The sequence below is a fragment of the Brumimicrobium oceani genome (assembly GCF_003143775.1).
Taxonomy (GTDB): Bacteria; Bacteroidota; Bacteroidia; order Flavobacteriales_D; family Crocinitomicaceae; genus Brumimicrobium; species Brumimicrobium oceani.
On record NZ_QFRJ01000005.1, the window covers coordinates 200,556 to 227,095 of the forward strand.

A 26,540-nucleotide genomic window follows, 5' to 3' on the forward strand; every position below is an offset into this window, starting at 1 on the left:
ATTTTGATGCAAAGATAAGGATAGCAAACGATAATTGATAATTCACATTTAGCGAATTATCAATTATCATCTACCCTTATTTAATGTTCATGGCAGTGTACTTCATAATTTACATCATTAACCGTAAAACCAGAAGCCTCAATATCTTCAAGTTCATCACCGCAGTATTCACCAATTTCAATTTCTCCGTTTGGACCATCATAATGACACTCAGAACACTTTTCGCAAGATGTAAATGTGAATCCTGCTACTAATAACGCGCTAAAAATTACTCTCTTTTTCATATTTATATATTTACTTGATTTTTACTTTATTCAATATTTTATCCTGTTACCCATTTTCTTTTTAACCCAAGTACTCCCTGAGTAAAAATTCCCACCTTCGCGTTCCTCCAACACACCACCATATCCCCGCGAATATCCGCACCTCTGCGCAACTCTGCGTCACCTTTCAATCCTACCTCTCTACGAAACTCTGCGAAACTCTACGCAACCTCCGCGAAACTCCGCGTAACCTTCCAGCCACACCTCTGCGAAACTTTGCGAAACCTCACCGAAACTCCGCGTAACCTTGCAACCGCACCTCTGCGAATCTCCGCACCTCTGCGCAACTCTGCGTCACCTTTCAATTCTACCTCTCTACGAAACTCTGCGAAACTCTACGCAACCTCCGCGAAACTCCGCGTAACCTTCCAGCCACACCTCTGCGAAACTCCACACCTCTGCGAAACTCCGCACCTCTGCGCAACTCTGCGTCACCTTTCAATTCCACCTCTCTGCGAAACTTTGCGAAACCTCACCGAAACTCCGCGTAACCTTCCAACCACACCTCTGCGAATCTCCGCACCTCTGCGCAACTCTGCGTCACCTTTCAATTCTACCTCTCTACGAAACTCCGCGTAACCTTGCAACCACACCTCTGCGAAACTCCGCACCTCTGCGAATCTCCGCATCTCTGCGTAACTTTGCGTCATTTTCCAACCACACCTCCCCGTAATTACCTCACCTAATTTTATATTTCAGCGATACAAACATGTTAATCCCAGGTTGAGAAAGCCCTAAATTCTTTAATGCCGAAAGGTGTCCGCGATAGTTCGTGTTCAATACATTTCTAATTCCTGTTGAGATGTCCAAATTCTCAGCTTTTCCAATGCTTAAATGCGTGGCTAAATTCACCAAGTGATAATCTACCGAAAAAGTTTCATTGGCTCCTACACGATTTTGAGGCAAATAATAAATGTGTTCTAAAATGATATTCTTAAAGCTAACTTTATGCTTGTTTTTAATATCAAATCGAATCGAAGTATTAAAGTTTGGCTGTGGAATTAAGCTAATTGCTTCTCCGTCTTGAGTTTCAGCAATGGTAGCGGAAAAATTACTGTTGATGTGCAAACGGTGAATCTTGTGCGGATGGTAATGAAACCCAATTTCTCCTCCGTAAAGATGTGCAACATCCGCTTGGCCGTATTCAAAAATAGGAAAGCTTCCAGCGAAATCTTCTGACTGATTTAAATAAATGAAGTTTGAAATGCGATTGTAATAAGGATTAATCACGATTTCTAAATGGTCATAATGTAATTCCAATGCCAAATCCAACTGAATAGCATGTTCTGATTTTAAGTTTTCGTCTCCCCTTTCATACCTTAAAGAACCATGATGAAACCCATCTGATTTTAATTCTGACAAATGAGGAGCTCTATATCCGCTTGAAGCATTGAAACGTAAGGAAGTTTTCTCCGCATTTCTTACGAATCCAGCGGAATAGTTCAGGCCTTGGAAAGTTCTGTTCATTGCTTCTGGGTTAATATTGGTAATCAGCGAAGAATCTAAACCTGCCGAACTTTTCACCGAGAGATAACGGACATCATACCTTAATCCACCTTGGAAACGCCATTTTCCTCTTTCATAATCCATCAATGCATAAATTCCATTGTCGAAACTATTGGCATCTGGAATGAGTAAGGAAGAACTAGGAAAGCGATTTTTATTGATTTTAGCCATTCCCTGAACGCCAGTTTTTAATCCAATTTCGTCTGTTAGTCTGTAAGTGTACCTAATATTGTAAGTTGAATTATTGACATTCAAATGCGTAAAAGGCAGGGTCACTTTCTCATCATACTCTTGCAAATCGCTGTTTGTGTTTCCCAATTCAATTAATAGATTTGAGCGATTAAAGAAAATGGTGTTTTCAATCAACAAGAAATTATTGAAATTGTATTGTGCAGGAAGTGTTCCTTCTCGTTTTCTCACATTTGAAATAAAATCAATCGCTTCTGGATTGGCATTGTGTGAATGTCCAGGGATTCCTAATCTTAAGTAAGAAAGTTGATAGCGGATATTCAATTGATAATTCTTGTGACGATAACCCAAGCTTGTTTTAAAATTCGATCCCCAAAATCTTGAGTTTTTAATGAATTGTGCATCGGGTAATTGAAAATCGGCATGATTTATATAATTCGCATGAACATTTGCACGCCATTTTCCTTTGTGAATTCTAAATCCTACTTCATTTGTTGTTCCCAATGAATTAGATTCAAGTTTCGTAGAAACATATCCATCACTTTTTCCTTTTTGAAGATAAGGTTCATCAATAAAATGAATTACTCCTCCCAGTGCATCAGCTCCATAAAGTAGAGAAGAAGGCCCTTTTACGACTTCCACTTTTCCTAAGCCCAGTTCAGAAGCTGCCATTCCGTGATCGCTTCCCCATTGTTGGTTTTCTATGCGCAAGCCATTATTATAGGTCACAACGCGCATTCCCGAGAGTCCACGAATAATGGGTTTGCTGATTCCCATTCCCACAGAACTTGATTGAACTCCAGGGATTTGTATTAAAGATTCACCCAATGTTGTTGCTCCAGTTTGAAATAATTCTTCTTTGGATGCTATGGCGATAGAAGTAATGTTCTCCCGTTGAACTCTTCCTTCAGAGGCTGTGATTTTTACTTCTTCAAAAACGGTATGTAAAGGAGTAAGGGACAAAACTAGTGTTTCCTTTTTTGATAAGTCAACTTCTTCAAGTAGCACTTTAAAATCAAACGCAGAGACTTTTATTGTTAAGCGGGATTCTGGCAAATGATCAAAGAAGAATTCTCCATTTTCATTTGCGCTGGTAAACATATTAATGCCAGGAAAACCTACCTTAGCAAAAGGAATAGCCTCTTTGGTTTCTGCATGAATTATTTTCCCTTTTATATCTTGCGCCTGAAGATGAAAAGAAAATAGTATATAAAGAAAAATGCCTATTTTTGCTTTCATTGTTTTTAATCTGAGTTGCAAATGTAATACAAATGCAACAATATTGCATCTATGGAAGTTGAAATTTTAAAAAAAAAGAAATTACGTGTTACTCCTTTTAGAAAAGAAGTGCTAGACGTTTTTTTGAAAAATGAGCATGCAATATCTATACAAGATATTGAGGATGCGCTTGTTGAGTTCGATAGGATTACGCTTTACAGAACCATAAAATCCTTTACAAACAAAGGTGTTATTCATGAAATTGTAATGCCCGGAGATGTAAAGAAATTGGCGCTCTGCGATGGGGTTTGTGATCATGATAGTGGATTGCACGAGCATAACCATATTCATTTTCAATGTAGACTTTGTAGCGAAGTATATTGCGTTGAAGTGGATGAATTACCCAAGATAGAAGTACCTGGTTTTACAATAGAAGAACAGGAAATTCAAGCCAAGGGAATTTGCGCAAAATGTTCATAATGTGCGTTAATTTTCAGCTCTTTCTTTAAATATAGCCTAACTTCATCCATTTCTATCATTTTGTTTACCTTTGTGCGTTTAATTATAACTTAGTTTATGTGGTTTAAACTCTCTCAGATTATATTGAGGAATAGGATTGTTATTATTTCAATAATGACAGCCTTGACTATATTTTTCGGCTATTTCGCGCTTACGAGTCTAGAAATGGACAACAAATATGGTAACATGTTGCCCAAGAAATCTCCAGCACAGGACGATTATCTGCAATTGAAAGAAATGTTTGGTGAAGATGGAGGGGCTTTAGTTTTAGCCATACAATCAGACAAGCTTTACACCGAAGAGAATTTCCTGATGTGGAAAGAGCTTGGAGATTCTATTGCCAAACTAGACGGAGTAAATGCAGTGCTTTCCGAAGCTGATTTGTTCACCATTAAAAACAATACCACAGAAGGGAAGTTTGAAGCGGAGCCTATTTTTCTTGATGCAACTTTTAAAGAGAAATCAATAGAAGATATTCGCCGAGAAATAAGAGAAATACCTTTGTATGATGGATTGCTTTACAACGATTCTACAAATGTTTCCTTAATGATGATTACCATCGATGAGGCTTATTTAAGTGATCAAAATAAATCTGGGGTTGTATTAGATGCCGAAGAAATAGCTTTAGGCTATGAACACGTTTTTGGTAAAATGCACTTTGCTGGCTTGCCACATATTCGAGTGGTGATGGGGAAAAGAGTAGTCAGTGAAATGTATATTTTTATTGGACTTGCTATCGCTGTGACCTCCTTACTTTTATATCTTTTCTTCCGCTCTTTTAGAGTGGTGGCTTTTAGTATTTTAGTTGTGTTTATTGCGGTGATCTGGTCGCTGGGAAGTATTGGACTTATGGGATTCAAGCTTTCCATCTTAATGGCTTTGATTCCTCCATTGATGATTGTAATTGGAATTCCAAATTGTATTTTCTTACTCACCAAGTTTCACCGAGAAGTCAAAAACCATGGGAATAAAACCAAAGCCTTATCGCGAGTAATTTCTAAAGTTGGAAATGCGACCTTCTTAACCAATCTTACCACTGCCCTAGGTTTTTCTACCTTTATGTTTACCAATTCTGAAAAGCTAATTGAGTTTGGTACAACGGCATCGATGAATATTTTATTCGTATTCGTAATTTCGATTACTATTATCCCGATTCTATTTTCATTAACCAAAATGCCGAAATCTAGACATTTAAAGCATTTAGAAAAGAAATTCGCAATTACCATTGTAAATAAGCTAGTGTATTTAACCACTACGCACAGAAAGCGTATTTACCTCACCACGGTTATTGTTGTGGGTGTAGCTATTTTTGGAGCCACAAAAATGGAAGCAACGGGGAATTTAACCAGTGATTTACCCGATTCCGACCCTATATTGCAGGATATTCTTTTTATTCAAGAAAATTTTAACGGTGCCATTCCTTTCGAAATTCTGATTAATTATAAAAAGGATGGTAGAAAATTTGACAAGAAAACGCTGGAGAAAATTGAGACTGTCCAAGCGAATATTCAAAAGGATACCACTTTTAGTAAGTCCATTTCTATTGTGAATTTCATGAAGTTGATCAACATGTCTTATTATGGAAACAATCCAGACATGTACAAATTGATTGAGCGCAAGGATATGTTGCGTTTGAAAGGCTATGTCGACAATTTCCAAGATGACATGGTGAAAACACAATTGGTGTACCAATATCAAGATTCAATTCGTGTAGGAAAGTCAAATTACAGCGATTCTTTAATGTTGAATTACCCAAAGATCGCCCAACGTGTAATGAATTTTAGGCCTGACACTTCTGCGACAGACTCCATAAAGCCATCAGAATTTCCTTCGCAAGATGAGGTCAATAATTACATCGCCCAAAACGATAATGCTGAGGAGGTGCTAGAAGTTTCAACGAAAATATTCCCTGCATCTGCGATCGGACTTTCATTAAAAGAATTGATTGATACCACGAACACAACTTACCGTTTAAGAATGCAGATCATTGATTTAGGTTCCTATGAAATTGACCAAAAAATCAAGAAAGTTACTGCGATGTTGGATAGCGTTTTAAATCCGAATGCAGAACAAGTTGCAGCCTATCATGAACAGTTTAAAGCAGGAGAAACAGCTTATGCAGATTCAATTTTTAGCCTTTCTAATGCTTACAGAAACAACACTGCCTACAACATAGCAGATGGAAATGATTCTCTACTTTTTCAGTTTGACTTAGACCCTAATTTATTGGCTTCTTATTACGATAAACCTGAATTTAAAGCCGCTCTAGAAAAAGCAATTGAAGATGAAAACTTGACTTACCTCATTACAGGAACTTCAGTTGTAGCCGCCGAAGGAACGCAATATTTAATCAAAAATCTTTTAACGAGTTTAATCATTGCAATTTTCATTATTGCGATTTTAATGGCTTTCTTATTCCGTTCTTGGAGAATGGTGGTTATTTCGCTCGTTCCTAACTTTATTCCATTGCTAGTAACAGCAGGAATTATGGGGCTTTTCGCCATTCCAATTAAGCCTTCAACATTGCTTGTGTTTAGTATTGCATTTGGTATTTCTGTCGATGATACAATTCACTTCTTGGCCAAATACCGCCAAGAACTCAAAGTGCGCAGCTATGATCAAAGGGCTTGTGTAATTAACGCACTTTACGAAACAGGTTTGAGCATGTTCTATACCTCTATCGTCTTGTTCTTCGGATTCTCTATGTTTGCCTTCTCTCAATTTGGAGGAACAAAAGCACTAGGTTTATTGGTTTCACTGACAATGTTGGTAGCCATGTTAACCAATCTTACAGTTCTTCCTTCATTGCTTTTAAGTTTAGAAAACAGAATTGCTACCAAAGCTTTCCGTGAACCATTTATCAATATTTACAATGAAGAAATTGATATTGAATTGTCTGAACTTGAAGTAGATCCTAGAACGAGAATCGATTATGATCCAGATGAGGAAAATAACGAGGACGGTGAAAAGGATGAAAATGACAATCCAGAAAACAAAAGAAGCTAACTCTTGTTTTATCTTTCACAGTATTTCGTATCTATTTATAAAAAGCAAACAGAATTTTAAATGCACCATATTCAAGAGTACCAGCAATTGCTAGAAAAGCAAATTCAATCTTTGGAATTGCCAAAAGAGCCGAAAAATCTTTATGATCCATTGCGTTATTTCCTAACATTAGGCGGTAAACGTACGCGTCCTTCTCTAACAATGTTGGCTTGTCATTTATTTGGTTCGCCAGGTATAAAAGCCATTAATGCTGCTTTAGCGGTTGAATTGTTCCATAATTTTACATTAATTCATGATGATATTATGGACGATGCACCTTTACGTAGAGGAAAAGCAACTGTGCATGAAAAATGGGACAGAGACATTGCTATTCTTTCTGGCGATGTATTGTTTGTTGAAGCTTATTCATTACTGGCAAAACACGACGCAAAAGTTTTACCTCAACTGTTAAGTATTTTTACGCGCACAGCTAGAGAAGTCTGCGAAGGACAACAAATGGACATGGATTTTGAATCCTCAAACGCTGTTACTATCGATGAATATATCGAAATGATTCGTTTGAAAACTTCTGTTTTATTAGGTGCAGCCTTAGAAATGGGAGCGATAATTGGAGGAGCAGAAAACAAAGAAGACATCAAGCATATTTATGATTTTGGTGTGAATGTTGGATTAGCTTTTCAAATGCATGATGATTTGCTCGATTTGTATGCTGATCCAGATAAATTTGGTAAGCAAGTAGGTGGAGATATTCTGTCAAATAAAAAGACTTTCCTTTTGCTGAAAGCCTATGAAATGGCAGATAATACTACAAAATCGAAACTAGATACTTTCCTAAATAATCAATCAGGTCAAGAAAAAATTGACAATGTAAAAGATATTTTTGAGCAGCTTGGCGTTCGTCAAAAAGCAGAAGAACAAAAAGATTTGTTCTATCAAAAAGCGCTTTTAAACATGCAAGAAATAAATGTTCCTGATGCCAATAAAAAAGAACTTTTAGACTTAGCAAAATACCTGATGTCACGCGATCACTAATTAATGAATTCAAACATAAAATATATTGATAACACAGCTTCTTTCGAAAAAGTAGTTGAAATATTATCAACCAAAAACGAAATTTGTATAGATTTAGAATTTGATAAAAATCATTTTCGATACGGATTTAACCTCTGTTTAATGCAGATTTTTGATGGGGAAAATTGTTACTTAATCGATCCGTTAACAGGGTTAGATATTGAACTCATTTTCCCTATTCTAGAAAATCCTGAAATTCAATTGATTTGTTTTGCTTTTAATGAAGATATGCGATTATTGCATCATTTAGGCGCAAAACCAAACAATATCGTCGATTTAGGTGTGGCAATGCGACTCTTGAATTACGAAACGCTTTCATTGAATAATTCGATTTTAGCGGTTTTGGGTGAAGATTATCCAATAGATACGAAAGCGAGTCAGCAGAAAAGTAATTGGTTTCAACGACCATTAACAGAGCAGCAGCACATCTATGCAGCAGAAGATGTTTTCCATTTGCCAAAGCTAAAAGATGAGCTTATAAAAATGTTGGAAGAGACCAACCGCCAAGATTGGTTTGCTGAGGAAATGCAAGCTTTTGAAAATTACGATTGGTCGGGAGGAGATAAAGTAGCGTATTTGACCAAGAAAGATCAAAAGATGCTTTCATTGAGAGAATGGATTCGCTTTGAAAAAATAATGGATTACCGCGAAAAACTGGGTGAATCTTTAAGCAGACCAACATACAAAGTGCTAGACAAAAAAATTGCTTTGTTATTGGCACAATCTCCTAAAAAAGTTTCAGAATGGACAACAATGAAAGGCGTTCACCCGAAACTGAAAGTGGCCAAAGTTCAAAAGAAAATTGAATCACTTTTAGAAGAAGCAGAAAAGGAAATTCAGGAGAACAGAATCACGATGGGGCAGTCGAGCATTCCTCCAATGACAAGCGAACAAAGAATAAGAAACAACAACCACAGAAGAAGGGTCCAAGACGCAAAAGACAATTTTTTCCTACCCATTAAAGAACAAGTAAAGTCAGAGTTTGGAGAAAACTACAGCAATTACTTTCTTTCTAACCGTAAAATGGTTGAATTTGTCTCTGGCGAACAAGTTTTGCTTCCTTATCAAAAATCAATTCTTCGGAATGCCGCCAAGAAATTGGGGTTGGCATTGCCTGAGTTTATGGTGGGGTGAGAACTGGATTAGGAAATGTTTGATTTGGGTGTGAAAATGTATTTCTGAGTTTATTTAAATAAGTCTGAGTGAGTGCCTGTTCTTATAAGTGAAATGAGTTTAATACTTTCATCTTTATTCCAAATTAATAGCCAGTCTGGTTGAATGTGACACTCCCAATATTTTGAATAATTCCCACTAAGTTTATGAGGTTTTTATCTTTTTGGAAGTTTACCATCCCTCATAAGAAATTTAACAACAGTATCTGATTCATCTATTTTTAAACCTCTTTTTTTCGCAAGCTTTAAATCTTTCTTGAATTTTGTTTGTAAATCTAATTCATACATGTTATTCAGTAGCTTCTTTGTATTCTTCGAAAGTCTTTACTCTGGTTAAGCCTTTTCCTGATCGAGCATCTTCCATTGCTTTAATAGTTTCATTATTAGGAGTTTTTTCAATAGTTGATCCTAATTCCCTAGCTAATTGTTCGATTAGCTTTAGTTTACTTTTAGATTTCCCACTCAATGTTATAGATGTCATTATTCCGATGTTTTAATCAAAGATACAATATTTTTAAAAGATAAAAAAAATGTAGGCCCATGGATTTACACTTGTGTTTATTTTTTTGATTACTATATGCTTGCTTAAGGAGATGCAGAAATCTATTAGTCAAATCCAGCATTCCTCCAATGACAAGCGAACAAAGAATAAGAAACAACAACCACAGAAGAAGAGTCCAAGCAGCGAAAGACAATTTTTTCCTACCCATTAAAGAATTAGTAAAGTCAGACTTTGGAGAAAACTACAGCAATTATTTTCTTTCTAACCGTAAAATGGTTGAATTTGTCTCTGGCGAACAAGTTTTGCTTCCTTATCAAAAATCAATTCTTCGGAATGCCGCCAAGAAATTGGGGTTGGCATTGCCTGAGTTTATGGTGGGGTGAGAGGAAAGGTTGTTTTTGATTAATTCTGAAACTATTTGGTGGCCTGCTGAAATTCAAAAAAGCTCTGCTCATAGCTTGAAAGTATTTGTTAATGAGTGCTTCATCCGTCAGCTGACGGAGGTCAAGGGGGGAGGATTCTTTTTGCTTATATTTAATCAACAATTACAAAAGCGGTTTCAACTCCGAAATTTGATTTTAAGAGAAACTTCACTTCCTTTCTTCCTTAAATTATTTAAAATCTTTCAATAGGCTTAAAACTTTTCTTACAAAAAGTACCTCATTGTTTTGATATTTAACTCGTTAGACTACTCGAGTAGTTGGTCCACATGCCTAAACTAATTTTAATCTTACTAGTGAAATTTATCATTATATAGAGCATGTTTTAATTTAAAAAAATTATAATTAGTGTCATTTATTAATTATAACTTGCTTAGATTGCTTAGATTGCTTAGATTGCTTAGATTCGTATCATATTCTCTACTTTTAAACCAAACACCATGAAAATAACATTACTACTTTCTGCCTTAGCACTTGTTTTCTTTTCCAGTACCCAAACACTACAAATTACTGATCAATATGTTTTTGGGGGGAGTGGAGCAGATATTCCAAAAGATATTTTGAGAGTCCATAATCAGGTAGTTTTAGGTGGCCATTCTTTTTCCGGTATTTCTGGAGATAAACTAACTTCAAATAATGGCGTTGTTGATTTATGGTTGATTTCATTAGATGATAATAAAGATATTGAGTGGCAAGTTGGCTATGGAGGTAGTATGGGTGATAACTTGAATAAAATAATTCATACTTCAGATGATTATCTTATGGTACTAGCTACTTCAGGTTCTGGAATTGACGGAAACAAAACCACAATAAACAAAGGTGGAAATGATATATGGCTGATAAAATTAGACTTGCAGGGCAACGAAATTTGGCAAAGAAGCTATGGAGGGTCGGGGAATGAATTTGCTGTACACATTTTGGAAAAATCTGACGGATCTTTTTTAATCATTGGCTCTTCAAGCTCATCTATTTCGGGTGATAAAACTGAACCATCAATAGGTAGTGTGGATTATTGGATACTAAACATTGATTCCGATGGGAATGTATTGTGGGATAAAACTATTGGAGGCACGGGAGGGGATAATGTGCAAGATGCTGCCTTTGATAATTCTGGGGATGTTGTTATTCTCGGTTATTCAAGTTCGCCAATATCAAATGATAAAACTGAAGCGAACTTTGGAGTATTTGACAATTGGTTGATTAAATTAGATAATAATGGAAATGTTTTATGGGATCGAACTTTAGGGGGAGATAATGCGGACTTACCTAAAAAGCTGATTGTTTCAGACAATAGGATTTTTGTTTTATCAAGTTCATATTCTAGTGATTCAGGAACGAAATCAGAGCCTTCAAGAGGTGGAAATGATTATTGGATTACAAAGTTGGATGGCAGTGGAAATATTATAGTTGATAAAACTTATGGTGGAAATAGTGATGATGAAATCAATGATGGTTTAATTTCCTCTTCTGGCGACCTCATCGTTACCGGTTCTACAAATAGTGCTGTTTCAGGGGAGGTTGAATTATCAACCTATAATAATTCTAAAGATGTATGGACACTCGTTTTAGATACCAGTGATTTGTCTTTGAAATATCAGTTTATGTTTGGAGGTGATGATTCTGAAAGTTACCCTAATATTCTAGAATATAATAATTCATTCAATATTCTTATTCAATCAAATTCTGACATTGGAGGAGATAAAACTATCGCAAGTAGAGGAGACGATGATTATTGGTTGTTAGATATTTCATCAGACCTCAGTACTTCAATCCTTAACAAAAACGAAACACTTAAAATTTTCCCAAATCCCACATCAAATTCTTTTCAAATCTCAAATTTACCTTTGGGTGAAAGTCACGAAATTATCATTTATGATATGATGGGAAAAACAGTTTTGGCTACTTCAATTAATGCAACTAAAAACTCAGTTGATGTAAATTCATTGAATCCCGGAATGTACACTTTACAGATGTTTGATGGGGAAAAGAGCTATACATCGAAATTGATTGTGGAGTGAGATGGTTGGAAAGGCCGTAGAATATTTTATGATTTTCTTTACGAATAAGCCAACAGCATTTTTAGACTTAGGCTTTGAAACCTTGTGTTTAGCTTGTCAGCTACTTCTTAACAAAGAAAATACCCAAACAAGGCAACCTTTTATCTATTCTTTACGTATATTAGCCACGTAACTAGGAACTATTATGAAATACATTAATACATTATCGATTATATTAGGGGTAGCTTTTTTGACTTCATGTGTGAAGCACGAGGTGATACCAAAGCCAACTTATGAAGCTAAATTGCCAGTTTCATTTACGGGGAATATTCAAGGAGCTAAATTTGTAATCATCGAAGACATCAAAGGTTTTTATTGTAATCCTTCGCAAGCACAAGAAATTTTGCCTTCTCCTCAGCCTTCAAAAATTACTTACTACTCTACTTTAGAAAGTGATCAAAAGCAAGACATGATTCAGATCCGATTGGGCAATTTAATTTATAGTCCAAACAATAGCACCATGCCTCCAGTAGAAGACTTTAATGAGTTTTTTAAATCTGGAATCACCATGCCAATTGAATACAAAACAGATGCTGAGGATGGTGTAGAAATCGTTTACAGAGATAGTCAAGGAACTGTTTGGACAAGCTCTGAAGTGGATGGGCAACCACAATATTTCGAATTGACGAATTTAGAAGCAGATTCTGATGACAATGGTCAATACATGAAGTTTGTAGCGAAATTTGGTTTATCGCTCTACACCAATCCGGTTGATCCCTTATTTAGAGATACAATTGAGATAGAAAATGCGATTTTCGAAGGTTATTTTAAAAGATAAAATATTCTAAAAAATTATATAATGGTCATTTCGTCGAGGAATGACCATTTTTTTTTATATCTTTTCCCAGTAATCCTTGTTTACCTTATGTCCAAAGCCATAAAAATTATAATAATAGGTGATTTTAACTTCACAAACAATGCACATCATGCTACAAATCTAGCAATTGAGCATTCTGCGAGTCTATTAAACATCAATGTAAATTATTATTGGATGCGTACACATGAGGCCGCTGCACTAAAGCCTTCAAAGTTCAACAACTTTCATGGTGTTATTATTGCTCCTGGACCTTATGACAATGCTTTTTTTCTAGATGAAATTATAAAATCTATTTTGGCTTCTCAAGTTGCTTTATTGATTACAGGAGAGTCATTTAAAACATTTCTAGAGCTAATTGTTAAGATGTATAATCTCAATCTAAATCAAGAGAAAGTTATTTCTGGAAACTTAGCCTCAGAAAATAATTTTGAGAAAGTCGAAGTTCAGCCAGTAACAAAGTCATTGATTTCCTTGTACAATGAGGCAAAAAGGATAGAGCTTACGAATGCACGTTTCTCCATTTACCCTCAAATTTTAGAGGTGCTGAAGCAAGAAGCGATTGATGTAGAAGCCACGAATCATTTTGAAGAAGCTGAAATTATCAGTTTAAAATCTAGACCATTTTGCGTTGCTTCGATGAGTTTGCCACAGGTTTGTAGTACAAAAGAAGCTCCGCATCCTTTGATAAGCGGTTTTTTGAGTTTTGCAAGTAATTGGCAAGAAGAGAGTAAGTTCAAAAAGCAGGGTTAGATTGCTTCAGGGGATGAGCTACCCTTAAAGAGCGCGTTGGCATTCGTGTTGATTCTCTATATACCGTCCCTTCAGGACTTAGGTGCGGATTTTTTATGCTCAACCTAGGAGTAGCCTCCTAGGTTTTCTAATGCCGTCCCTTCAGGACTTATAACCTGCTTCACAAAACGAAATGTCACTCTTTTGAAATCATCGATTCCAAAAGGAAGACATCCACAATAAAAACAAGACCAAAGCTTCAAAATGTTAGCTCTGAGCAAAACCCCTAAACCAATAAATGTAGGTGCGAAGGTATTAAATACCGTAAAACATGGATAATCAAGTGTAATTAAAACGAGTGCCGAAGGTACGACATTAAAAAGCCTAGGACGAAAGTCCTAGGCTTGCTTGTAATTCAAAATTTGAATTAAGTCCTGAAGGGACGGTATATTAGGTACACTCTCTATTCACCTTCCTTTTCATAATACCTCAATACCTCAGGTATTTCAATGTTATCAATACTTTCATTATTTTCTGCTTGAAAATAAGTGAGTATTGCTTCCTTCATCAAGTGCTGTTGTTGTGGTTGATCTAAAGGTGGTAATTCCTTTAAGAATTCAAAATGAGGCCAATTATCAGTATCTCTACCAATGGTTTTATAATAACCATAAGGTTCTAGAACAGTACAAACTGCAACATGCATCAGTTCTGTTTTTTGTCTCTTACTGAAATTTTGGTATCCTTTACCCAATTCTTGAACACCAATAAGAAATAGAATAGATTGAACATCTAATCCACCACCAAACCTTTCATCAAGTTCGGCTAGTAATTTCTTAAATTTAATTTCTATTGCGTAATCCATTTTGAGTTTTAAAAAAAGCGAAGAAGGAATTTTTCACCCCTCTTCGCGTTAAAATATTTATTTCATTTTTTTGATAAAAAAACCAATCGTTATTTTATTCTTTGATAAGAAAGCTTTAAAGACAAGGCTTGTGAAGTTTTAAATTGACAGGAGTTTATTTTTATAAATGACTGTAATTTAAAACGAGCATAACGCAGGCTTTAGAGTTTTATTACCAAGAATATTTATGCAAATGCTTCTTCCTCTTCAGTATTGTATGATTCAATTGAAGGACAAGAACAAATTAAGTTTCTATCTCCATAAGCATCATCTACACGACGTACAGAAACCCAGAATTTGTTACGCACTAAATATTCTAGTGGGTAAGCTGCTTCTTTTGGTGTGTAATCGTATTTCCAATCTTGATTGATAATACACTCCGCTGTGTGAGGTGCATTTTTCAATAAGTTTGATTCTTGATCTGCATGTCCGTCTTCGATAAATTTGATTTCTTTACGAATATTGATCATCGCATCACAGAAACGATCCAATTCAGCTTTGTCTTCTGACTCTGTTGGCTCAATCATTAATGTTCCAGCAACAGGGAAAGAAACAGTAGGCGAATGGAATCCATAATCGATTAAACGTTTTGCGATATCTGCTACTTCAATTCCTGCGGTACGTTTAAACGCTCTACAGTCCAGAATCATTTCGTGTCCAACTGTGTTGTTTTCTCCAGAATATAGGATAGGGAAGTGCTTACTTAATCTTGCTTTAATGTAATTTGCATTTACAATCGCCATTTCAGTAGCGTGTTTTAATCCTTTTGTTCCTAACATCTTGATGTAAGCGTAAGAAACCAATAGAATCAAAGCGCTTCCATAAGGTGCTCCAGAAACTGCGTGAATTGCTTTTTTTCCACCAACGCCATCAACAAATGGACTTCCTGGAATGAAAGGAGCTAAGTGTTCTGCAACACCAATTGGTCCCATTCCTGGCCCACCACCTCCATGAGGAATAGCAAATGTTTTGTGTAAGTTTAAGTGACAAACGTCTGCTCCAATATTCCCTGGATTTGTCAATCCAACTTGTGCATTCATGTTTGCACCATCCATATAAACTTGTCCACCGTGATCATGAATGATTTGGGTAATTTCTCTAATTCCAGCTTCGAAAACTCCGTGAGTAGAAGGATAAGTTACCATTACAGCACCTAATCTATCAGTGTATTTTTCAGCGTTCTTTCTTAAATCCTCAATGTCGATATTCCCTTGGTCATCACATTTCGTTACCACCACTTTAAATCCAGCCATTACCGCTGAAGCTGGGTTTGTTCCGTGTGCTGATGAAGGAATTAAACAGATGTTTCTCTGATCGTCTCCATTCGATTCGTGGTAAGCTTTGATTACCATCAATCCTGCGTATTCTCCTTGCGCACCCGAGTTAGGCTGCATAGACATTGCGTAGAATCCTGTAATTTCACATAAATCCTTCTCTAATTCTTTGATCATTTCGTGGTAACCAATGGCTTGATTTACCGGAGCGAAAGGGTGAAGATTTGAGAATTCTGGCCAAGTAATCGGCATTAATTGTGCTGCTGCGTTCAATTTCATTGTACATGAACCCAAGGCAATCATAGAGTGAACCAATGAAAGGTCTTTGTTTTCCAACCATTTCATGTAACGCATCATTTTTGTTTCAGAATGATAAGTGTTGAACACCTCGTGCGTTAAAATTTCAGTTTTACGCGCCAAATCTTGATTTACTAAAGAAGAAATAAATTTCACTTCGATAGCTTTTGCATTGATTGCTCTTTCAAGCATAGCCACCAAGTCTTTTACTTCAGCATCATTTGTTCTTTCTCCAACGCTAATTGAAAATTGATTTTCATTGATGTAACGTAAATTGATGCGGTGATCTTCTGCAACATCTTTCAATTCTTCACAAGTTAAACCTTCTGGTGTTTCAACCCATAAAGTATCGAAATAGTCGTCATGCAATACCTTGTAGCCTACTTTTTCAATAGCTTTGTGAATTGTTGCCGTTTGATTGTGAATGTTTTGTGCGATATATTTTATGCCTTCAGGACCGTGATAAACAGCATACATTCCCGCCATAACAGCCAATAAAGCTTGTGCGGTACAAATATTTGAAGTTGCTCTATCTCTTTTAATGTGTTGCTCACGTGTTTGAAGCGCCATTCTTAAAGCAGTATTTCCGTCAGCATCTTTCGATACTCCGATAATTCTACCTGGAATGTGTCTTTTGTATTCTTCACGTGTTGCAAAATAGGCAGCGTGTGGTCCACCATATCCCATTGGAACACCGAATCTTTGTGTAGAACCACAAACCACATCAACACCCATTTTCCCTGGAGCTTCTAATAAAACCAGTGACATAATATCTGCTGCAACGGCAACTTTTACTTCTTGTTTGGTCGCTTTTTCAACGAATCCTCTAAGGTCTTTCACTCGACCATAAACATCTGGATATTGAACTAAAGCTCCGAAAATCTTATCATCTGTTAAATCGTAATTTGTTGGATCTCCAAAAATTAATTCGATTCCTAAATGCTTCGCTCTTCCTTTAATTACGTCTATTGTTTGAGGATAAGTAAATTCAGAAACAAAGAATTTATTTTTTCCTGCTTTAGCATCAGAACGAGATCTCGCATTGAAGAACATAATCATTGCTTCTGCTGCTGCAGTTGATTCGTCTAACAAAGAAGCATTCGCCAATTCCAAACCTGTTAAATCGATAATCATCGTTTGGAAATTCAATAAAGCTTCCAATCTTCCTTGTGCAATTTCTGCTTGGTAAGGCGTGTAAGCGGTGTACCATCCTGGATTCTCCAAAATATTTCTTTGGATAACCGGTGGAACATTAGTTTCGCTGTAACCCAAACCAATATAAGATTTGAATACTCTGTTTTTCACAGCCAGCTCACCAATATGATCTAAATACTGCTTTTCCGTTAGGGCAGTATCAATTCTTAATTCATTTTGTAGTCGAATATCTTTAGGAACTGTTAGCTCCATCAATTCATCGATTGAACCTACTCCGATCTCAGCTAACATTGCCGATTTCTCGTCCTCAGAAGGACCTATGTGACGTTTAGAAAATGCGCTCATTTATTACAGTTTTATTGAGACTGCAAATATAAGATATATAGTTCTGAGAAGAGAATATTTGGTGTTAATAAGATGTGAGTTGGTGATTTTCTGACAAATGTGTGAGGGTTCGTAGTGGTAGAATGACGGAACGCGGATGACACGGATACTTCGGGGAGCTCATCAGAGCTGCAAGCAACGCGGAGTTTTGTAGATTTTTTTCAGGATTCCTAGAAATCTGATAGTTGACGCTTCGATTGCTATGGAAGGCTTTTTATTTAATTTATTTTGTAGGTTCAAATGTGAATTTTAAAGGTGTCGAATGAAGAACTTGTCTTTACGTACTATAGAAATTCTAAATACTAAAACAATCAAAAAAGGAGTTACTACAATTGGATTTTCCCTTTAGTAAATAGTTTTGCAGGGCTAATAACCGGAAGTAAAATACCGCGAATTGTACTTTGTTCTGTCGTGTTTAATATTATTCCTCTTGCGGTTGAATAAGAAATCCCAGCTAAAGTCATGGAGAGTTCTCCTGAAACGGTTATGGCACCCTCGTCATCCAATGTTACTAATTTGTCTAGGTTTTCTATCTCAAATAAAAATTGCAACACAAATTCAGCTTGCGCTTTTGCGTCTTCATTTGTATTGGGGAACTCAATTAAAACTTTTAGTGTAAAGGCAATTTTCTTTTCATCGAGATTTAACCCAGATTCTTGACCAAGAGATAAATGATATTCTTGACCTTCTTCTTTTATAAAATTAGAACCTACCTCAATGTTAGACTTTAGTGTCTTAACAAAAAGTAAATTTATTTTATCAGCATCAACTTTTGATTTCATTAGGCTATTCTTAATTTAAAACTCCTCACTTTCCCTATTTGAAAATGCTCGTTTGTCGATGCTTTTTCTGAATCCGGATTCGTTTGAATTTGTTTATAGCAAATCATGTAATTTGTGTGTTCAAACTTCTCTTTTGCTTTCGAAGCAGTCATAATAATATCTTTTCCAAGCGCTACTTCCATATTGGTTATAGAACGCAATGTCATGTTTTGAACCCCTGTTAAAAGTTTACTTACTTCTGATTCTTTCTTCCCTAGCAGTTTAGCCAGTTCTTTTTGGGATTTGACCCCATGTTGTTCCATCAAGGCATAAATCTCCTCTACTATATCTGTGTTTTTCTCTATAAACTTTTCGTTTCTAGGATCAATCTCATTAAATGCATTTGTGATTAAATCGCTCATTTCTCAAAGTATTAATTCGTAATCTTCTTCTATTTCTATTCTTTTACCATGAAAGCTGATTTCTCCGTCTTTCATTGCTTCCTCTATGCATGAAGCAAGCTTGTTTGCCATTCGAAAATATTGACGAACTACCTTGCATTCTTGTGCTGTAATTTTACCTGGTGTTTTTATTCCACCATTAAATAAAAATACAAATTCATCGCTTATGCGCATACAATACAATCGAAGGTTGTGATGATATTTGATATGAAGTTTTCTTTCATGAGTTCTTAGTTTATTCCATTCTGGTGGTAGGGCTTCGGCTTTTCTTTCTTTTCTCGAAAAATAACGCTCAAGTGCTCCAATTTCATTTCCTAATATTTTAATTAGTGCCATTAGATCATTGTACTCATTGTGAATCTCGCTCACATTCCTATGCCTAATAATAAATTTCTCAAATTCAGAATATTCCTCGTTTTCAAATTTTACTGTATAATAAGTTACCTTATTAAACGATTGGGCAGTTTTGATGGTTGCAAATATATTCACTTTTAAGTTAATTACAAGAAGATTCACTTTTAAGTTAATCCTCTTTGTGGTTATTTAAAGGTTGACTTTTATAAATATAACGAAAAATAGGAACATTTTTACAATGAAAAAAGCTTTTATTCTATTTAGTGGTTGGTCGGAAACAGATGAATTTTATAAAATAGATTATTTTTGATGAGATTTGAAATTATTTTTATGAGGTGATACCTTAGCATCAGGTGATTAAAAATAAAGGGAACTATCGCAAAAAGAACTGTTTTTAATTTTGATGTGTTTCCGTCCAGACACTATTTAAGAACAGTTTTTATTCCCGTAATTTTACAAACCAATTATGCGCATACTCCAATATCTAATATACAGCAACATCCTTGTCAGCTTTTCAGCCGGACTTCTCGCTTATTCTTGTGCCGTAAAACTAGGTAATCCTCATTACATTGGAATTGGCTTTATGGTTTTCTTCGCCACGCTTTTCATCTACAACATTCAGCGCATTCTTCGCTCGGGAGAAATAAAAGTAAAATCTTCGGATCGACACCATTGGTTGGAAAATCATACTTTTTTAATCAAAACTCTTGCTGGAATCGGAATAATTGGATCAATTGCAATTTATTTTACAGTTTTAGGCTGGAATATTGATTTTTGGTTCTTGGCTTTTAGTGCGATTATCGGCGTGCTTTATGCTATGAAAATCCATCCAAAATCTATGGCATTGCGAGATGTTCCTTACGCTAAGATTTATTTAATTGCAGCACAATGGGCGCTTGTTTCTGTTTATTGGCCCTATATGCGAATTGCAGATTCAACCGATTTCCCCATTGGACTAGGACTCTCAATTTTCTTTTTTATTCTCGCTGCAACTGTCCCTTTCGATATCCGAGATTTGGTTTATGATAAAAAGCATAAATCTACCATTCCACAAATTTTTGGCGTGAAAGGGTCGAAGGGTATCGCTTTGGTTTTTGCTGGATTAAGCGCTTTGAGTTTATATCTTTTCTTCCCAGTTGTTATCCATTTGTGGCTGTTTTATCTCTGTTATTTTGTTTTGGGAATTCTAATAGTTGGTAGCCAAACCACTCGCCACGAAATGTATTTTTCTGGAATAATTGATGGGTGGATAATCGTTTATGCTTTGGTTATTTATTTTATTTGAGGATGGAATGCGTTTGTTTGCGCTGTAATGGGACGCGGATGACACGGATGCATCGACAAGCTCAGCAGAACTGCAAGCAACGCGGATAATCGCAGGATTTTAATTGAATGTTTCCTTTTGTGAAACAATCTCTATAACTTTATCAAAGAGTTCGGTTAAAACTTTTCTTTAATCTGTGAAAATCTGTGATCGAAGATCAGCGTCATCCGCGTTCCAATTTATAGTTCAAAAACCTACTCCTCAAGCACCTTCAAAAACCCATAAATGGCCAAATGATCTGAATAACCTCCATAATAATTTGGTCCACCATAAGTTCTGTTGGGTGATTTTTCTCCAGCTTTATTGAAATGCATAAATCTATCGTCATTCACCATAAAGGCTTTGCTTTCCTTGATGTGAAGTCCGCTTTTTGGTGCTACTAAACTTGGCGAAACAATGAATTGATCCAACATTCCCCAATCTCCTCGGTAGTTATAGCTTCCCTCTCCGTTTTCGTGCATTGGCAGCATGAGATTCACGAAATTCGTAGCATTTGAAGCCAATCCTGCACCTAAAGTATTAAGAATCGAATTATTATCTGGATAATCATTGAAATCTCCCATGATAATGATTTTGGCATCAGCATTCACATTGCGAATGGAGTCCGTTTTGTAGAGTAAAGCTTTGGCAGCATTGATTCTTTTGTATTCGCTTTCTTCCGCTCCACCTCTCCTAGAAGACCAGTGATTCACAAAAACATGTAAATCTAAACTGTCTTTCAACAATCCTTTTACATAAAGAATATCACGTGTTTTATAGTCTGGTTCACCAATAATTGACAAATCAATTGCTTCCTCATACATCACTTTGAATCTTTCGTGGTCATAAGCCAAAGCAACATCAATTCCGCGAACGTCCGGCGCGTCATAATGAACAACTCTATACTTTGTCTCTGCTAACCTTCCAGTTTTCATTAAATCTAAAACCACAAAACGATTTTCAATTTCAGCAAGACCAATAAACAGGGGATTATTCTCTGAAGGATGAGTTAAGACAGTCGCTAATTTTTCCAGCTTGTCGTAATATCTCTTGGTATTCCATTGTTTCTCACTCTCAGGCAAAAAAGCTTCATCTTTTGTTTCAGGATCATTTATTGTGTCAAACAAATTTTCAACATTATAAAAGAAAAAAGGCCTATCCTCAAAGGACTTTAAAAGTTCGTGAGGATAGAGAGCTTCTTTTTCAGTAACTGATTTGTTTTTACTATCCATCCTTTTCTCTCCATTTCCACAAGAAGAGAAAAGTGCCAATGAAATCAAGGCTAAAATCGTATATGTTTTTGTTACTGTCATGTTTTTTAAATATTCTGTGTTCAACCAGTGGGTCCAAAGTATAACTACGAGATAAACCACGAAGTAGCACCGAAGGTAATCTCGCAGTAACACTTTGGCAAGTGTCGGGGTCAATAGGGAAGGTTATCGCGAGATTTCATCTCGTGATAACCTTTCTTAATGCCTACTTCATAATCTTTTTCGAGATATTCTTAGGAACTCCATCCTTATGCATATAAACATTAATCGTTTTCAACTTAAAGTAATTCTCAGAAACATATAAATATCCTTCTGGATAATTTCCTGTTCCCCAAGAGTTTTTTACTAAGAAATAACGCGTTCCGTTAGCTTCTGTATACAGTCCAGTAATGTGCATTCCGTGATCGTCAGTCGTGGTTTTGTTGTCATAACCTTCTTGACGCATTTCTGGAGTTACTGTAATTTCTTTTACTGGCGTCATGAAAGCGTCAGAGATTTTTTCTGCACCAGCATCAGAGAAGTTTGAATTGTCTCTACCTCTTACTTGAATTGTGCTTTCGTCTTCTGGAACGATGGCTAAACCTTTCCCAAAGTTGAATCCTTTTTCAGAAACATCAGAAGCCCAAGCAACAGTGTAACCATTTTTTACAGCGTTAACTGTCGCTTCTAGCAATTCGTCCATCGAAACATTGTAGCTTTTTCCCCAAGCCCAGTTGTCTTGAATTCTTAATTGAACTTCTTCATGCATTGGGAAGTGTGTGAATGAAGTCAAAGAAACATAATCGTCCATGTCTAATTTTGTAGATTCTGCAAAAGATCTTGGCGTATATTCTTTTCCTTCGAAAGTGAATTTTGTTGGGTCTTCTCCAAAATAAGCATCTAAAATTCCATTCAGTCCAGCTTTCCATGTTTTAGAAAGTGTTGCTGATTTTTTATTGTCTACATAGTCCAGAATTCCGCCCATATAACCATTTAATCCAGCAAAAAGCTCTTGGTGATTATGTTTGTCAGATCCGTAATTCAATCCTCCGTAAACGTCATTTGGAACAATTCCATATCTTTCAAATACGTAAGGAATATCGTGAAAAGCTCCTCCTTGAGAGAAATTACTTTTACCATCCATTCTGATGTAGTTCTCCGCTTTACCTTCATAAGCTTTACGTGCGATGTACATTTGCGATAAAATTGGCGGATTCTCAACACCTTTTCTGATCATTTCAGATTCGAAAAACGACAATGCCGAAAAACTCCAGCAAGTTCCCGTATATCCTTGAGATAAGACAGGTGTAGCATCTAAATGCGCAACTTCGGTGAAGTTATATGTTGAACCTTCAACATTTGTGATGTTTTGGGCATAGCCGATTAGTCCTACAGAAAAGGCTGCAAGAGAAAGAATTATTTTTTTCATAGAAATATAAATTTATTGATTTTTATTTTTTAAGAATCCAAACATTCAAATCTGTCGATTCTAAATTTGCACGTAAAGTTGAAATTTCTGAACGTTTTGTTGTGTTTCCAGCAGATATTCTGTGTAAACCTCCTTTAACATCCACTTTGTAAGCATTAAATCCTTTTGATTTTAATTCAGCAATTAAATCATTAGCGTTTGTTGGATCACTAAAACAACCAACAATTGCATGATAACTGTTTTTAGGAGCTGCAACCTCGTCTTTCTCAAGGTTCTCAGAGTGCTTAATGTTCTCTGTTGTTTCCACTTTTCTCCAAACAGGAATAAATAAGTCATCTGATAGTGGATATGCAAAAACGGGTGCTCCAGAATTTAAATTTTCAGTGATGGAAGACAAAGTTGTGGAAGAATGAACAGAATCTATAGTAAGACCTTCTTTGTTCATTGCGCTTTCATATTTGGAATCTTCCGCTCCTTTAAAAGGATTAAAATCGTCTAAATAAACAATTCCTGATTTCAGGACGTCTGTTTTCATTGGAATCCAAAAGCTGTAGAACGCAAGTGGTACCAAAGCAGCTACTGCGGCATATTTAGCGATTTTCCCGAATAAAGTGCTTGATGATTTTTGAGCAACAGCAGGGTGTTCAATTTCTTGGGCATCTTCATTATTTTCTGCTTTAGTAGGCTCGTTTTCTAAAATTATAGTTGGAGCAACTGGAGCAGTTTCTTTTGCGTTGACTGCATTTGGAGCAATTATAACCGGCTCAACTTCCTCTTCTTCACTAATGAATTGTACATTTCCTAAACCGTAGGAGGAAAGCAGTAAATTAAAAAAACGATCCTGTTCAAACGCTATTTTTCCTGCAGTGTTGGTATATAAAAAGCCAACATTATGAAAATGAATTCGCTTTCCTTCATTTAGTTGGGACTTAATTTGCTGAACTTCTAGGGAAATAATGTTTTGGGCCTCATCAAAAGAAAGCTTTTTTTCGTTGGCCAAATGGTTGATAATTAAACCATCATTATTACTCAAGTTTTTGTTGAAACTTAAAGCTTTACTTGGTGGAGTAATTAAGCCATTTTTCACATCAATTTTGGCAGAGACATTATTAGCAACAAATCCACCAAAATTAGGGATTACAACGCAATTGTTGCGTAAAAGTAAAGTTCCGAGAAGAGCGTCCAAATGTGTCATGTAAGCAAAGATACAAATTAATAATTTTAGGTATACCTAATATGATTTTAAAAGTTACAAAAATGTGGGTAAAAATGAAGATAAATTGGATTTTGTGGTTTTGTTTTTTGTAGAGACGCAATGCATTGCGTCTCTACAAAAAACAAAACCACCTATTTCAAATTCTTTAACACCACCTCAACGTCCTCAGGCGTATCAATATTTGGTGTTTCAATATCCGTTTCTACAACCCTAATCTTGTATCCATAATACATCCATCTCAATTGCTCTAAACTCTCTGTTTGTTCTAAAACATTAGGAGAGAGTTGTACTAATTTTTTTAAAGTATTTGTTCGAAAACCATACAAGCCGATGTGTTTTAAAAAAGGATAATTCTCTTGGTTTCTTTCGAAGGGTATTGGACTTCTCGAAAAATATAGCGCATCTGATTTATGATTAACAACCACTTTAATTCTATTTGAATCATTTCTATCTTCTGAAGTGATTTTTGGTGATCCTAAAGTTGCAATTTCAACAGTTTCATCCTCAAAAGCAGCCAGTAAAAGTCGCAATTGTTCGGCGTCTACCAAAGGTTCATCTCCTTGAATGTTGACTACAATATCGAAATCAGAATAACTTTCAATGACTTCTCCACAACGGTCTGTTCCACTTTCATGCGATGCTTTTGTGAGCATTGCTTTCCCCCCAATTTCTTTTATGTGGTTCGCAATCTTTTCATTGTCTGTAGCAACCACAACTTCATCAAAATGCTTTGAATTTGTAACACCTTCCAACACCCTTTGAATCATTGTTTTTCCTGCCAAATCGATTAAAGGTTTTCCCGGGAATCTTGAGGAAGCATAACGTGCTGGAATAATTGCGAGTTTTTTCATCTTTTAAATAGAATTGAATTCGTGCTTAAAGATATTATTTATAATAAAATGAACGAGTAAGAAAGGGGGAAACTATTTTGAATGAAAACTGATTTTTCTCAAATTAAAATCACAAATGCCTTTCTTTTATGGAATATATTTCATTATCTTAGTTATTGTCTGATTGAGAAATCTTCATTCTCAAATAGATAAAAAACCTAAATTAAAAACTTAAGATTTGAAAAATAACCACCTTATTCACCAAGTGGCTTTAACCCGATTAGAAGGAGTTGGAGCGCGCCGAGCAAAAGTTTTATTGGCCTATTTGGGCAGTGAACAAAAGCTCTTTGACGAAAACTTTAAGCTACAAACCGAAATTCCGGGATTTGCCAAGGAACGTTTTAGAAATTTAAATAAATCCAAAGCAGTTTTGGAAGCAGAATCTATTGTAAGTTTTGTAGAAAAAAATGAAATAGAAACCACTTTTTTTACAGACAAAAACTATCCGCGAAGATTAAAAGAATGTGCTGATGGTCCAATGCTGCTCTTTCAAAAAGGAGACTTCGATTTTAACCCAAGAAAGACCATTGCCATTGTAGGCACAAGGAATATGACCAGTTATGGTAAACAATTGATTAACGAGTTAATTTCTGCGATTGCACCTTATAACGTACAAGTGATTTCAGGATTGGCTTATGGTGTTGATGGTTACACACACAAGAAATGCTTGGAAAATGGAATTCCTACAATTGGGGTGTTGGGACATGGATTGGATAGAATTTACCCTAATCAACACATGAAGCTGGCCAAAAGAATGGTGGAAACCAAGGGCTGTGGATTGATTACTGAATTTCCGCACAACACGAAGCCAGACAGAGAGAACTTTCCACAACGCAACAGGATTGTTGCAGGAATGACGGATGCAACCATTGTAATAGAAAGCGGTGAGCGCGGAGGCTCTTTGATTACGGCTTTATTAGCCAATGACTACGCTAGAGATGTTTTTGCTTTTCCTGGTGATATCGATCGGCCTTTTTCTAAAGGTTGTAATCGCTTAATTGCAGATAGTAAAGCACATTTAATAACATCAGGTAAAGATTTGATCAGATTGATGGAGTGGCAGAAAGAGGACAAAGCAAAAGTAATTCAAGCCAATTTGTTTGAAGGACTCAATGGCGATGAAACACTAATTGTTAAAGCAATAAAAGAATTTGAAAAGATTTCTCTGGATGTTCTTTCTATAAGATTGAAAAAACCAGGACATGTTTTAAGCGGAATTTTGTTAGGATTAGAACTGCGTGGTGTTGTGATGAGTTTGCCGGGGAAGAAGTATGCTTTGAGCTGTTTGTAGAAGAAGAAATAGTAAACAAAATAAA

The 26,540-nt window shown here is 35.9% G+C and carries 23 protein-coding genes and 1 pseudogene; 10 read left to right on the forward strand and 14 right to left on the reverse strand.

What is annotated here, in order from left to right:
* Positions 1-80 precede the first annotated feature (80 nt).
* The 3 genes from DIT68_RS08640 to DIT68_RS08650 all read right to left on the reverse strand — a co-directional run bounded on the left by DIT68_RS08640 (position 81) and on the right by DIT68_RS08650 (position 3,257).
* A complete protein-coding gene (locus tag DIT68_RS08640) occupies positions 81-284 on the reverse strand; it encodes a hypothetical protein (protein ID WP_109359397.1) in 204 nt (67 codons plus the stop codon).
* Between the two features lie 470 nt (positions 285-754).
* Entirely contained in the window at positions 755-952 is a 198-nt protein-coding gene (locus DIT68_RS08645) for a hypothetical protein (protein ID WP_146194168.1), read from the reverse strand.
* A gap of 49 nt (positions 953-1,001) precedes the next feature.
* A complete protein-coding gene (locus tag DIT68_RS08650; protein ID WP_109359399.1) occupies positions 1,002-3,257 on the reverse strand; it encodes a TonB-dependent receptor in 2,256 nt (751 codons plus the stop codon).
* A gap of 51 nt (positions 3,258-3,308) precedes the next feature.
* On the opposite strand from DIT68_RS08650, the gene DIT68_RS08655 reads away from it, so the two are divergent.
* The 4 genes from DIT68_RS08655 (at position 3,309) to DIT68_RS08670 (ending at position 8,966) form a co-directional block, all read left to right on the forward strand.
* Entirely contained in the window at positions 3,309-3,716 is a 408-nt protein-coding gene (locus DIT68_RS08655) for a Fur family transcriptional regulator (RefSeq protein ID WP_109359400.1), read from the forward strand.
* A gap of 162 nt (positions 3,717-3,878) precedes the next feature.
* Complete coding sequence (locus DIT68_RS08660; protein ID WP_233244176.1) at positions 3,879-6,761, forward strand: efflux RND transporter permease subunit; 2,883 nt, start codon at positions 3,879-3,881, stop codon at positions 6,759-6,761.
* A gap of 60 nt (positions 6,762-6,821) precedes the next feature.
* Positions 6,822-7,793: a polyprenyl synthetase family protein gene (locus DIT68_RS08665; protein ID WP_109359402.1), complete on the forward strand. Its 972-nt coding sequence runs from the start codon at positions 6,822-6,824 to the stop codon at positions 7,791-7,793.
* A gap of 3 nt (positions 7,794-7,796) precedes the next feature.
* The gene (locus DIT68_RS08670; protein WP_109359403.1) at positions 7,797-8,966 is read left to right on the forward strand and encodes a ribonuclease D; all 1,170 of its coding nucleotides are present in this window, start codon (positions 7,797-7,799) and stop codon (positions 8,964-8,966) included.
* Positions 8,967-9,016: 50 nt separating this feature from the next.
* Here DIT68_RS08670 and DIT68_RS16550 read toward each other — a convergent pair.
* Both DIT68_RS16550 and DIT68_RS08680 read right to left on the reverse strand, forming a co-directional pair.
* Positions 9,017-9,148 (reverse strand): annotated as a pseudogene (locus DIT68_RS16550) (type II toxin-antitoxin system mRNA interferase toxin, RelE/StbE family); the annotation flags it as partial.
* A gap of 145 nt (positions 9,149-9,293) precedes the next feature.
* Positions 9,294-9,485 carry a hypothetical protein gene (locus DIT68_RS08680; protein WP_109359404.1) on the reverse strand — a complete coding sequence of 64 codons (192 nt, stop codon included), beginning with the start codon at positions 9,483-9,485 and terminating at the stop codon, positions 9,294-9,296.
* Between the two features lie 149 nt (positions 9,486-9,634).
* Here DIT68_RS08680 and DIT68_RS08685 point away from each other — a divergent pair, with 149 nt between their 5' ends.
* The 4 genes from DIT68_RS08685 (at position 9,635) to DIT68_RS08705 (ending at position 13,570) form a co-directional block, all read left to right on the forward strand.
* On the forward strand, positions 9,635-9,889 hold the full coding sequence (locus DIT68_RS08685; RefSeq protein ID WP_109359405.1) for a hypothetical protein: 255 nt from the start codon (positions 9,635-9,637) through the stop codon (positions 9,887-9,889).
* Positions 9,890-10,386: 497 nt separating this feature from the next.
* A complete protein-coding gene (locus tag DIT68_RS08695; RefSeq protein WP_109359407.1) occupies positions 10,387-11,964 on the forward strand; it encodes a T9SS type A sorting domain-containing protein in 1,578 nt (525 codons plus the stop codon).
* A gap of 184 nt (positions 11,965-12,148) precedes the next feature.
* A complete protein-coding gene (locus tag DIT68_RS08700) occupies positions 12,149-12,781 on the forward strand; it encodes a hypothetical protein (RefSeq protein ID WP_109359408.1) in 633 nt (210 codons plus the stop codon).
* An 87-nt stretch (positions 12,782-12,868) separates the two neighbouring features.
* The gene (locus DIT68_RS08705; RefSeq protein ID WP_109359409.1) at positions 12,869-13,570 is read left to right on the forward strand and encodes a CTP synthase; all 702 of its coding nucleotides are present in this window, start codon (positions 12,869-12,871) and stop codon (positions 13,568-13,570) included.
* 442 nt (positions 13,571-14,012) lie between these two features.
* On the opposite strand, the gene DIT68_RS08710 is transcribed toward DIT68_RS08705, so the two are convergent.
* The 5 genes from DIT68_RS08710 to DIT68_RS08730 all read right to left on the reverse strand — a co-directional run bounded on the left by DIT68_RS08710 (position 14,013) and on the right by DIT68_RS08730 (position 19,271).
* Positions 14,013-14,411 carry a hypothetical protein gene (locus DIT68_RS08710; protein WP_199223397.1) on the reverse strand — a complete coding sequence of 133 codons (399 nt, stop codon included), beginning with the start codon at positions 14,409-14,411 and terminating at the stop codon, positions 14,013-14,015.
* Positions 14,412-14,635: 224 nt separating this feature from the next.
* Positions 14,636-17,521 (reverse strand): aminomethyl-transferring glycine dehydrogenase, encoded by a 2,886-nt coding sequence (gene gcvP, locus DIT68_RS08715; RefSeq protein WP_109359410.1) that lies wholly within the window; start codon positions 17,519-17,521, stop codon positions 14,636-14,638.
* Between the two features lie 365 nt (positions 17,522-17,886).
* Positions 17,887-18,342: a hypothetical protein gene (locus DIT68_RS08720; protein ID WP_109359411.1), complete on the reverse strand. Its 456-nt coding sequence runs from the start codon at positions 18,340-18,342 to the stop codon at positions 17,887-17,889.
* Positions 18,342-18,743, reverse strand: coding sequence for a helix-turn-helix domain-containing protein (locus DIT68_RS08725; RefSeq protein ID WP_109359412.1), 402 nt, complete (start codon positions 18,741-18,743; stop codon positions 18,342-18,344). The genes DIT68_RS08720 and DIT68_RS08725 overlap by 1 nt, the downstream gene beginning before the upstream one ends.
* A gap of 3 nt (positions 18,744-18,746) precedes the next feature.
* Entirely contained in the window at positions 18,747-19,271 is a 525-nt protein-coding gene (locus DIT68_RS08730) for a hypothetical protein (protein ID WP_146194169.1), read from the reverse strand.
* Positions 19,272-19,602: 331 nt separating this feature from the next.
* On the opposite strand from DIT68_RS08730, the gene DIT68_RS08735 reads away from it, so the two are divergent.
* Positions 19,603-20,421, forward strand: coding sequence for a UbiA prenyltransferase family protein (locus DIT68_RS08735; protein WP_109359414.1), 819 nt, complete (start codon positions 19,603-19,605; stop codon positions 20,419-20,421).
* A 233-nt stretch (positions 20,422-20,654) separates the two neighbouring features.
* Here the strand turns inward: DIT68_RS08735 and DIT68_RS08740 are convergent, their stop codons facing one another.
* The 4 genes from DIT68_RS08740 to kdsB form a co-directional block, all read right to left on the reverse strand.
* Positions 20,655-21,752: an endonuclease/exonuclease/phosphatase family protein gene (locus DIT68_RS08740; protein ID WP_109359415.1), complete on the reverse strand. Its 1,098-nt coding sequence runs from the start codon at positions 21,750-21,752 to the stop codon at positions 20,655-20,657.
* Positions 21,753-21,915: 163 nt separating this feature from the next.
* Entirely contained in the window at positions 21,916-23,118 is a 1,203-nt protein-coding gene (locus DIT68_RS08745; RefSeq protein ID WP_109359416.1) for a C1 family peptidase, read from the reverse strand.
* Between the two features lie 22 nt (positions 23,119-23,140).
* The gene (locus DIT68_RS08750; protein ID WP_109359417.1) at positions 23,141-24,313 is read right to left on the reverse strand and encodes an HU domain-containing protein; all 1,173 of its coding nucleotides are present in this window, start codon (positions 24,311-24,313) and stop codon (positions 23,141-23,143) included.
* A 152-nt stretch (positions 24,314-24,465) separates the two neighbouring features.
* Positions 24,466-25,185, reverse strand: coding sequence for a 3-deoxy-manno-octulosonate cytidylyltransferase (gene kdsB / locus DIT68_RS08755; RefSeq protein WP_109359418.1), 720 nt, complete (start codon positions 25,183-25,185; stop codon positions 24,466-24,468).
* 217 nt (positions 25,186-25,402) lie between these two features.
* Between kdsB and dprA the strand changes: the two genes are divergently transcribed.
* Positions 25,403-26,515 carry a DNA-processing protein DprA gene (dprA, locus tag DIT68_RS08760; RefSeq protein WP_109359419.1) on the forward strand — a complete coding sequence of 371 codons (1,113 nt, stop codon included), beginning with the start codon at positions 25,403-25,405 and terminating at the stop codon, positions 26,513-26,515.
* Positions 26,516-26,540: the final 25 nt, after the last annotated feature.

What these genes read in the sequence shown, in the direction of transcription:
- DIT68_RS08750 (WP_109359417.1), bottom strand. Translation starts at nt 24,313, where the DNA reads ATGACACATTTGGACGCTCTTCTCGGAACTTTACTTTTACGCAACAAT.
- DIT68_RS08725 (WP_109359412.1), bottom strand. Translation starts at nt 18,743, where the DNA reads ATGAGCGATTTAATCACAAATGCATTTAATGAGATTGATCCTAGAAAC.
- DIT68_RS08640 (WP_109359397.1), bottom strand. Translation starts at nt 284, where the DNA reads ATGAAAAAGAGAGTAATTTTTAGCGCGTTATTAGTAGCAGGATTCACA.
- DIT68_RS08685 (WP_109359405.1), top strand. Translation starts at nt 9,635, where the DNA reads ATGACAAGCGAACAAAGAATAAGAAACAACAACCACAGAAGAAGAGTC.
- DIT68_RS08735 (WP_109359414.1), top strand. Translation starts at nt 19,603, where the DNA reads ATGCGCATACTCCAATATCTAATATACAGCAACATCCTTGTCAGCTTT.
- DIT68_RS08670 (WP_109359403.1), top strand. Translation starts at nt 7,797, where the DNA reads ATGAATTCAAACATAAAATATATTGATAACACAGCTTCTTTCGAAAAA.
- DIT68_RS08700 (WP_109359408.1), top strand. Translation starts at nt 12,149, where the DNA reads ATGAAATACATTAATACATTATCGATTATATTAGGGGTAGCTTTTTTG.
- kdsB (WP_109359418.1), bottom strand. Translation starts at nt 25,185, where the DNA reads ATGAAAAAACTCGCAATTATTCCAGCACGTTATGCTTCCTCAAGATTC.
- DIT68_RS08740 (WP_109359415.1), bottom strand. Translation starts at nt 21,752, where the DNA reads ATGACAGTAACAAAAACATATACGATTTTAGCCTTGATTTCATTGGCA.
- DIT68_RS08705 (WP_109359409.1), top strand. Translation starts at nt 12,869, where the DNA reads ATGTCCAAAGCCATAAAAATTATAATAATAGGTGATTTTAACTTCACA.
- DIT68_RS08745 (WP_109359416.1), bottom strand. Translation starts at nt 23,118, where the DNA reads ATGAAAAAAATAATTCTTTCTCTTGCAGCCTTTTCTGTAGGACTAATC.
- DIT68_RS08720 (WP_109359411.1), bottom strand. Translation starts at nt 18,342, where the DNA reads ATGAAATCAAAAGTTGATGCTGATAAAATAAATTTACTTTTTGTTAAG.
- DIT68_RS08645 (WP_146194168.1), bottom strand. Translation starts at nt 952, where the DNA reads ATGCGGAGATTCGCAGAGGTGCGGAGTTTCGCAGAGGTGTGGTTGCAA.
- DIT68_RS08665 (WP_109359402.1), top strand. Translation starts at nt 6,822, where the DNA reads ATGCACCATATTCAAGAGTACCAGCAATTGCTAGAAAAGCAAATTCAA.
- DIT68_RS08695 (WP_109359407.1), top strand. Translation starts at nt 10,387, where the DNA reads ATGAAAATAACATTACTACTTTCTGCCTTAGCACTTGTTTTCTTTTCC.
- DIT68_RS08655 (WP_109359400.1), top strand. Translation starts at nt 3,309, where the DNA reads ATGGAAGTTGAAATTTTAAAAAAAAAGAAATTACGTGTTACTCCTTTT.
- gcvP (WP_109359410.1), bottom strand. Translation starts at nt 17,521, where the DNA reads ATGAGCGCATTTTCTAAACGTCACATAGGTCCTTCTGAGGACGAGAAA.
- DIT68_RS08650 (WP_109359399.1), bottom strand. Translation starts at nt 3,257, where the DNA reads ATGAAAGCAAAAATAGGCATTTTTCTTTATATACTATTTTCTTTTCAT.
- DIT68_RS08680 (WP_109359404.1), bottom strand. Translation starts at nt 9,485, where the DNA reads ATGACATCTATAACATTGAGTGGGAAATCTAAAAGTAAACTAAAGCTA.
- DIT68_RS08710 (WP_199223397.1), bottom strand. Translation starts at nt 14,411, where the DNA reads ATGGATTACGCAATAGAAATTAAATTTAAGAAATTACTAGCCGAACTT.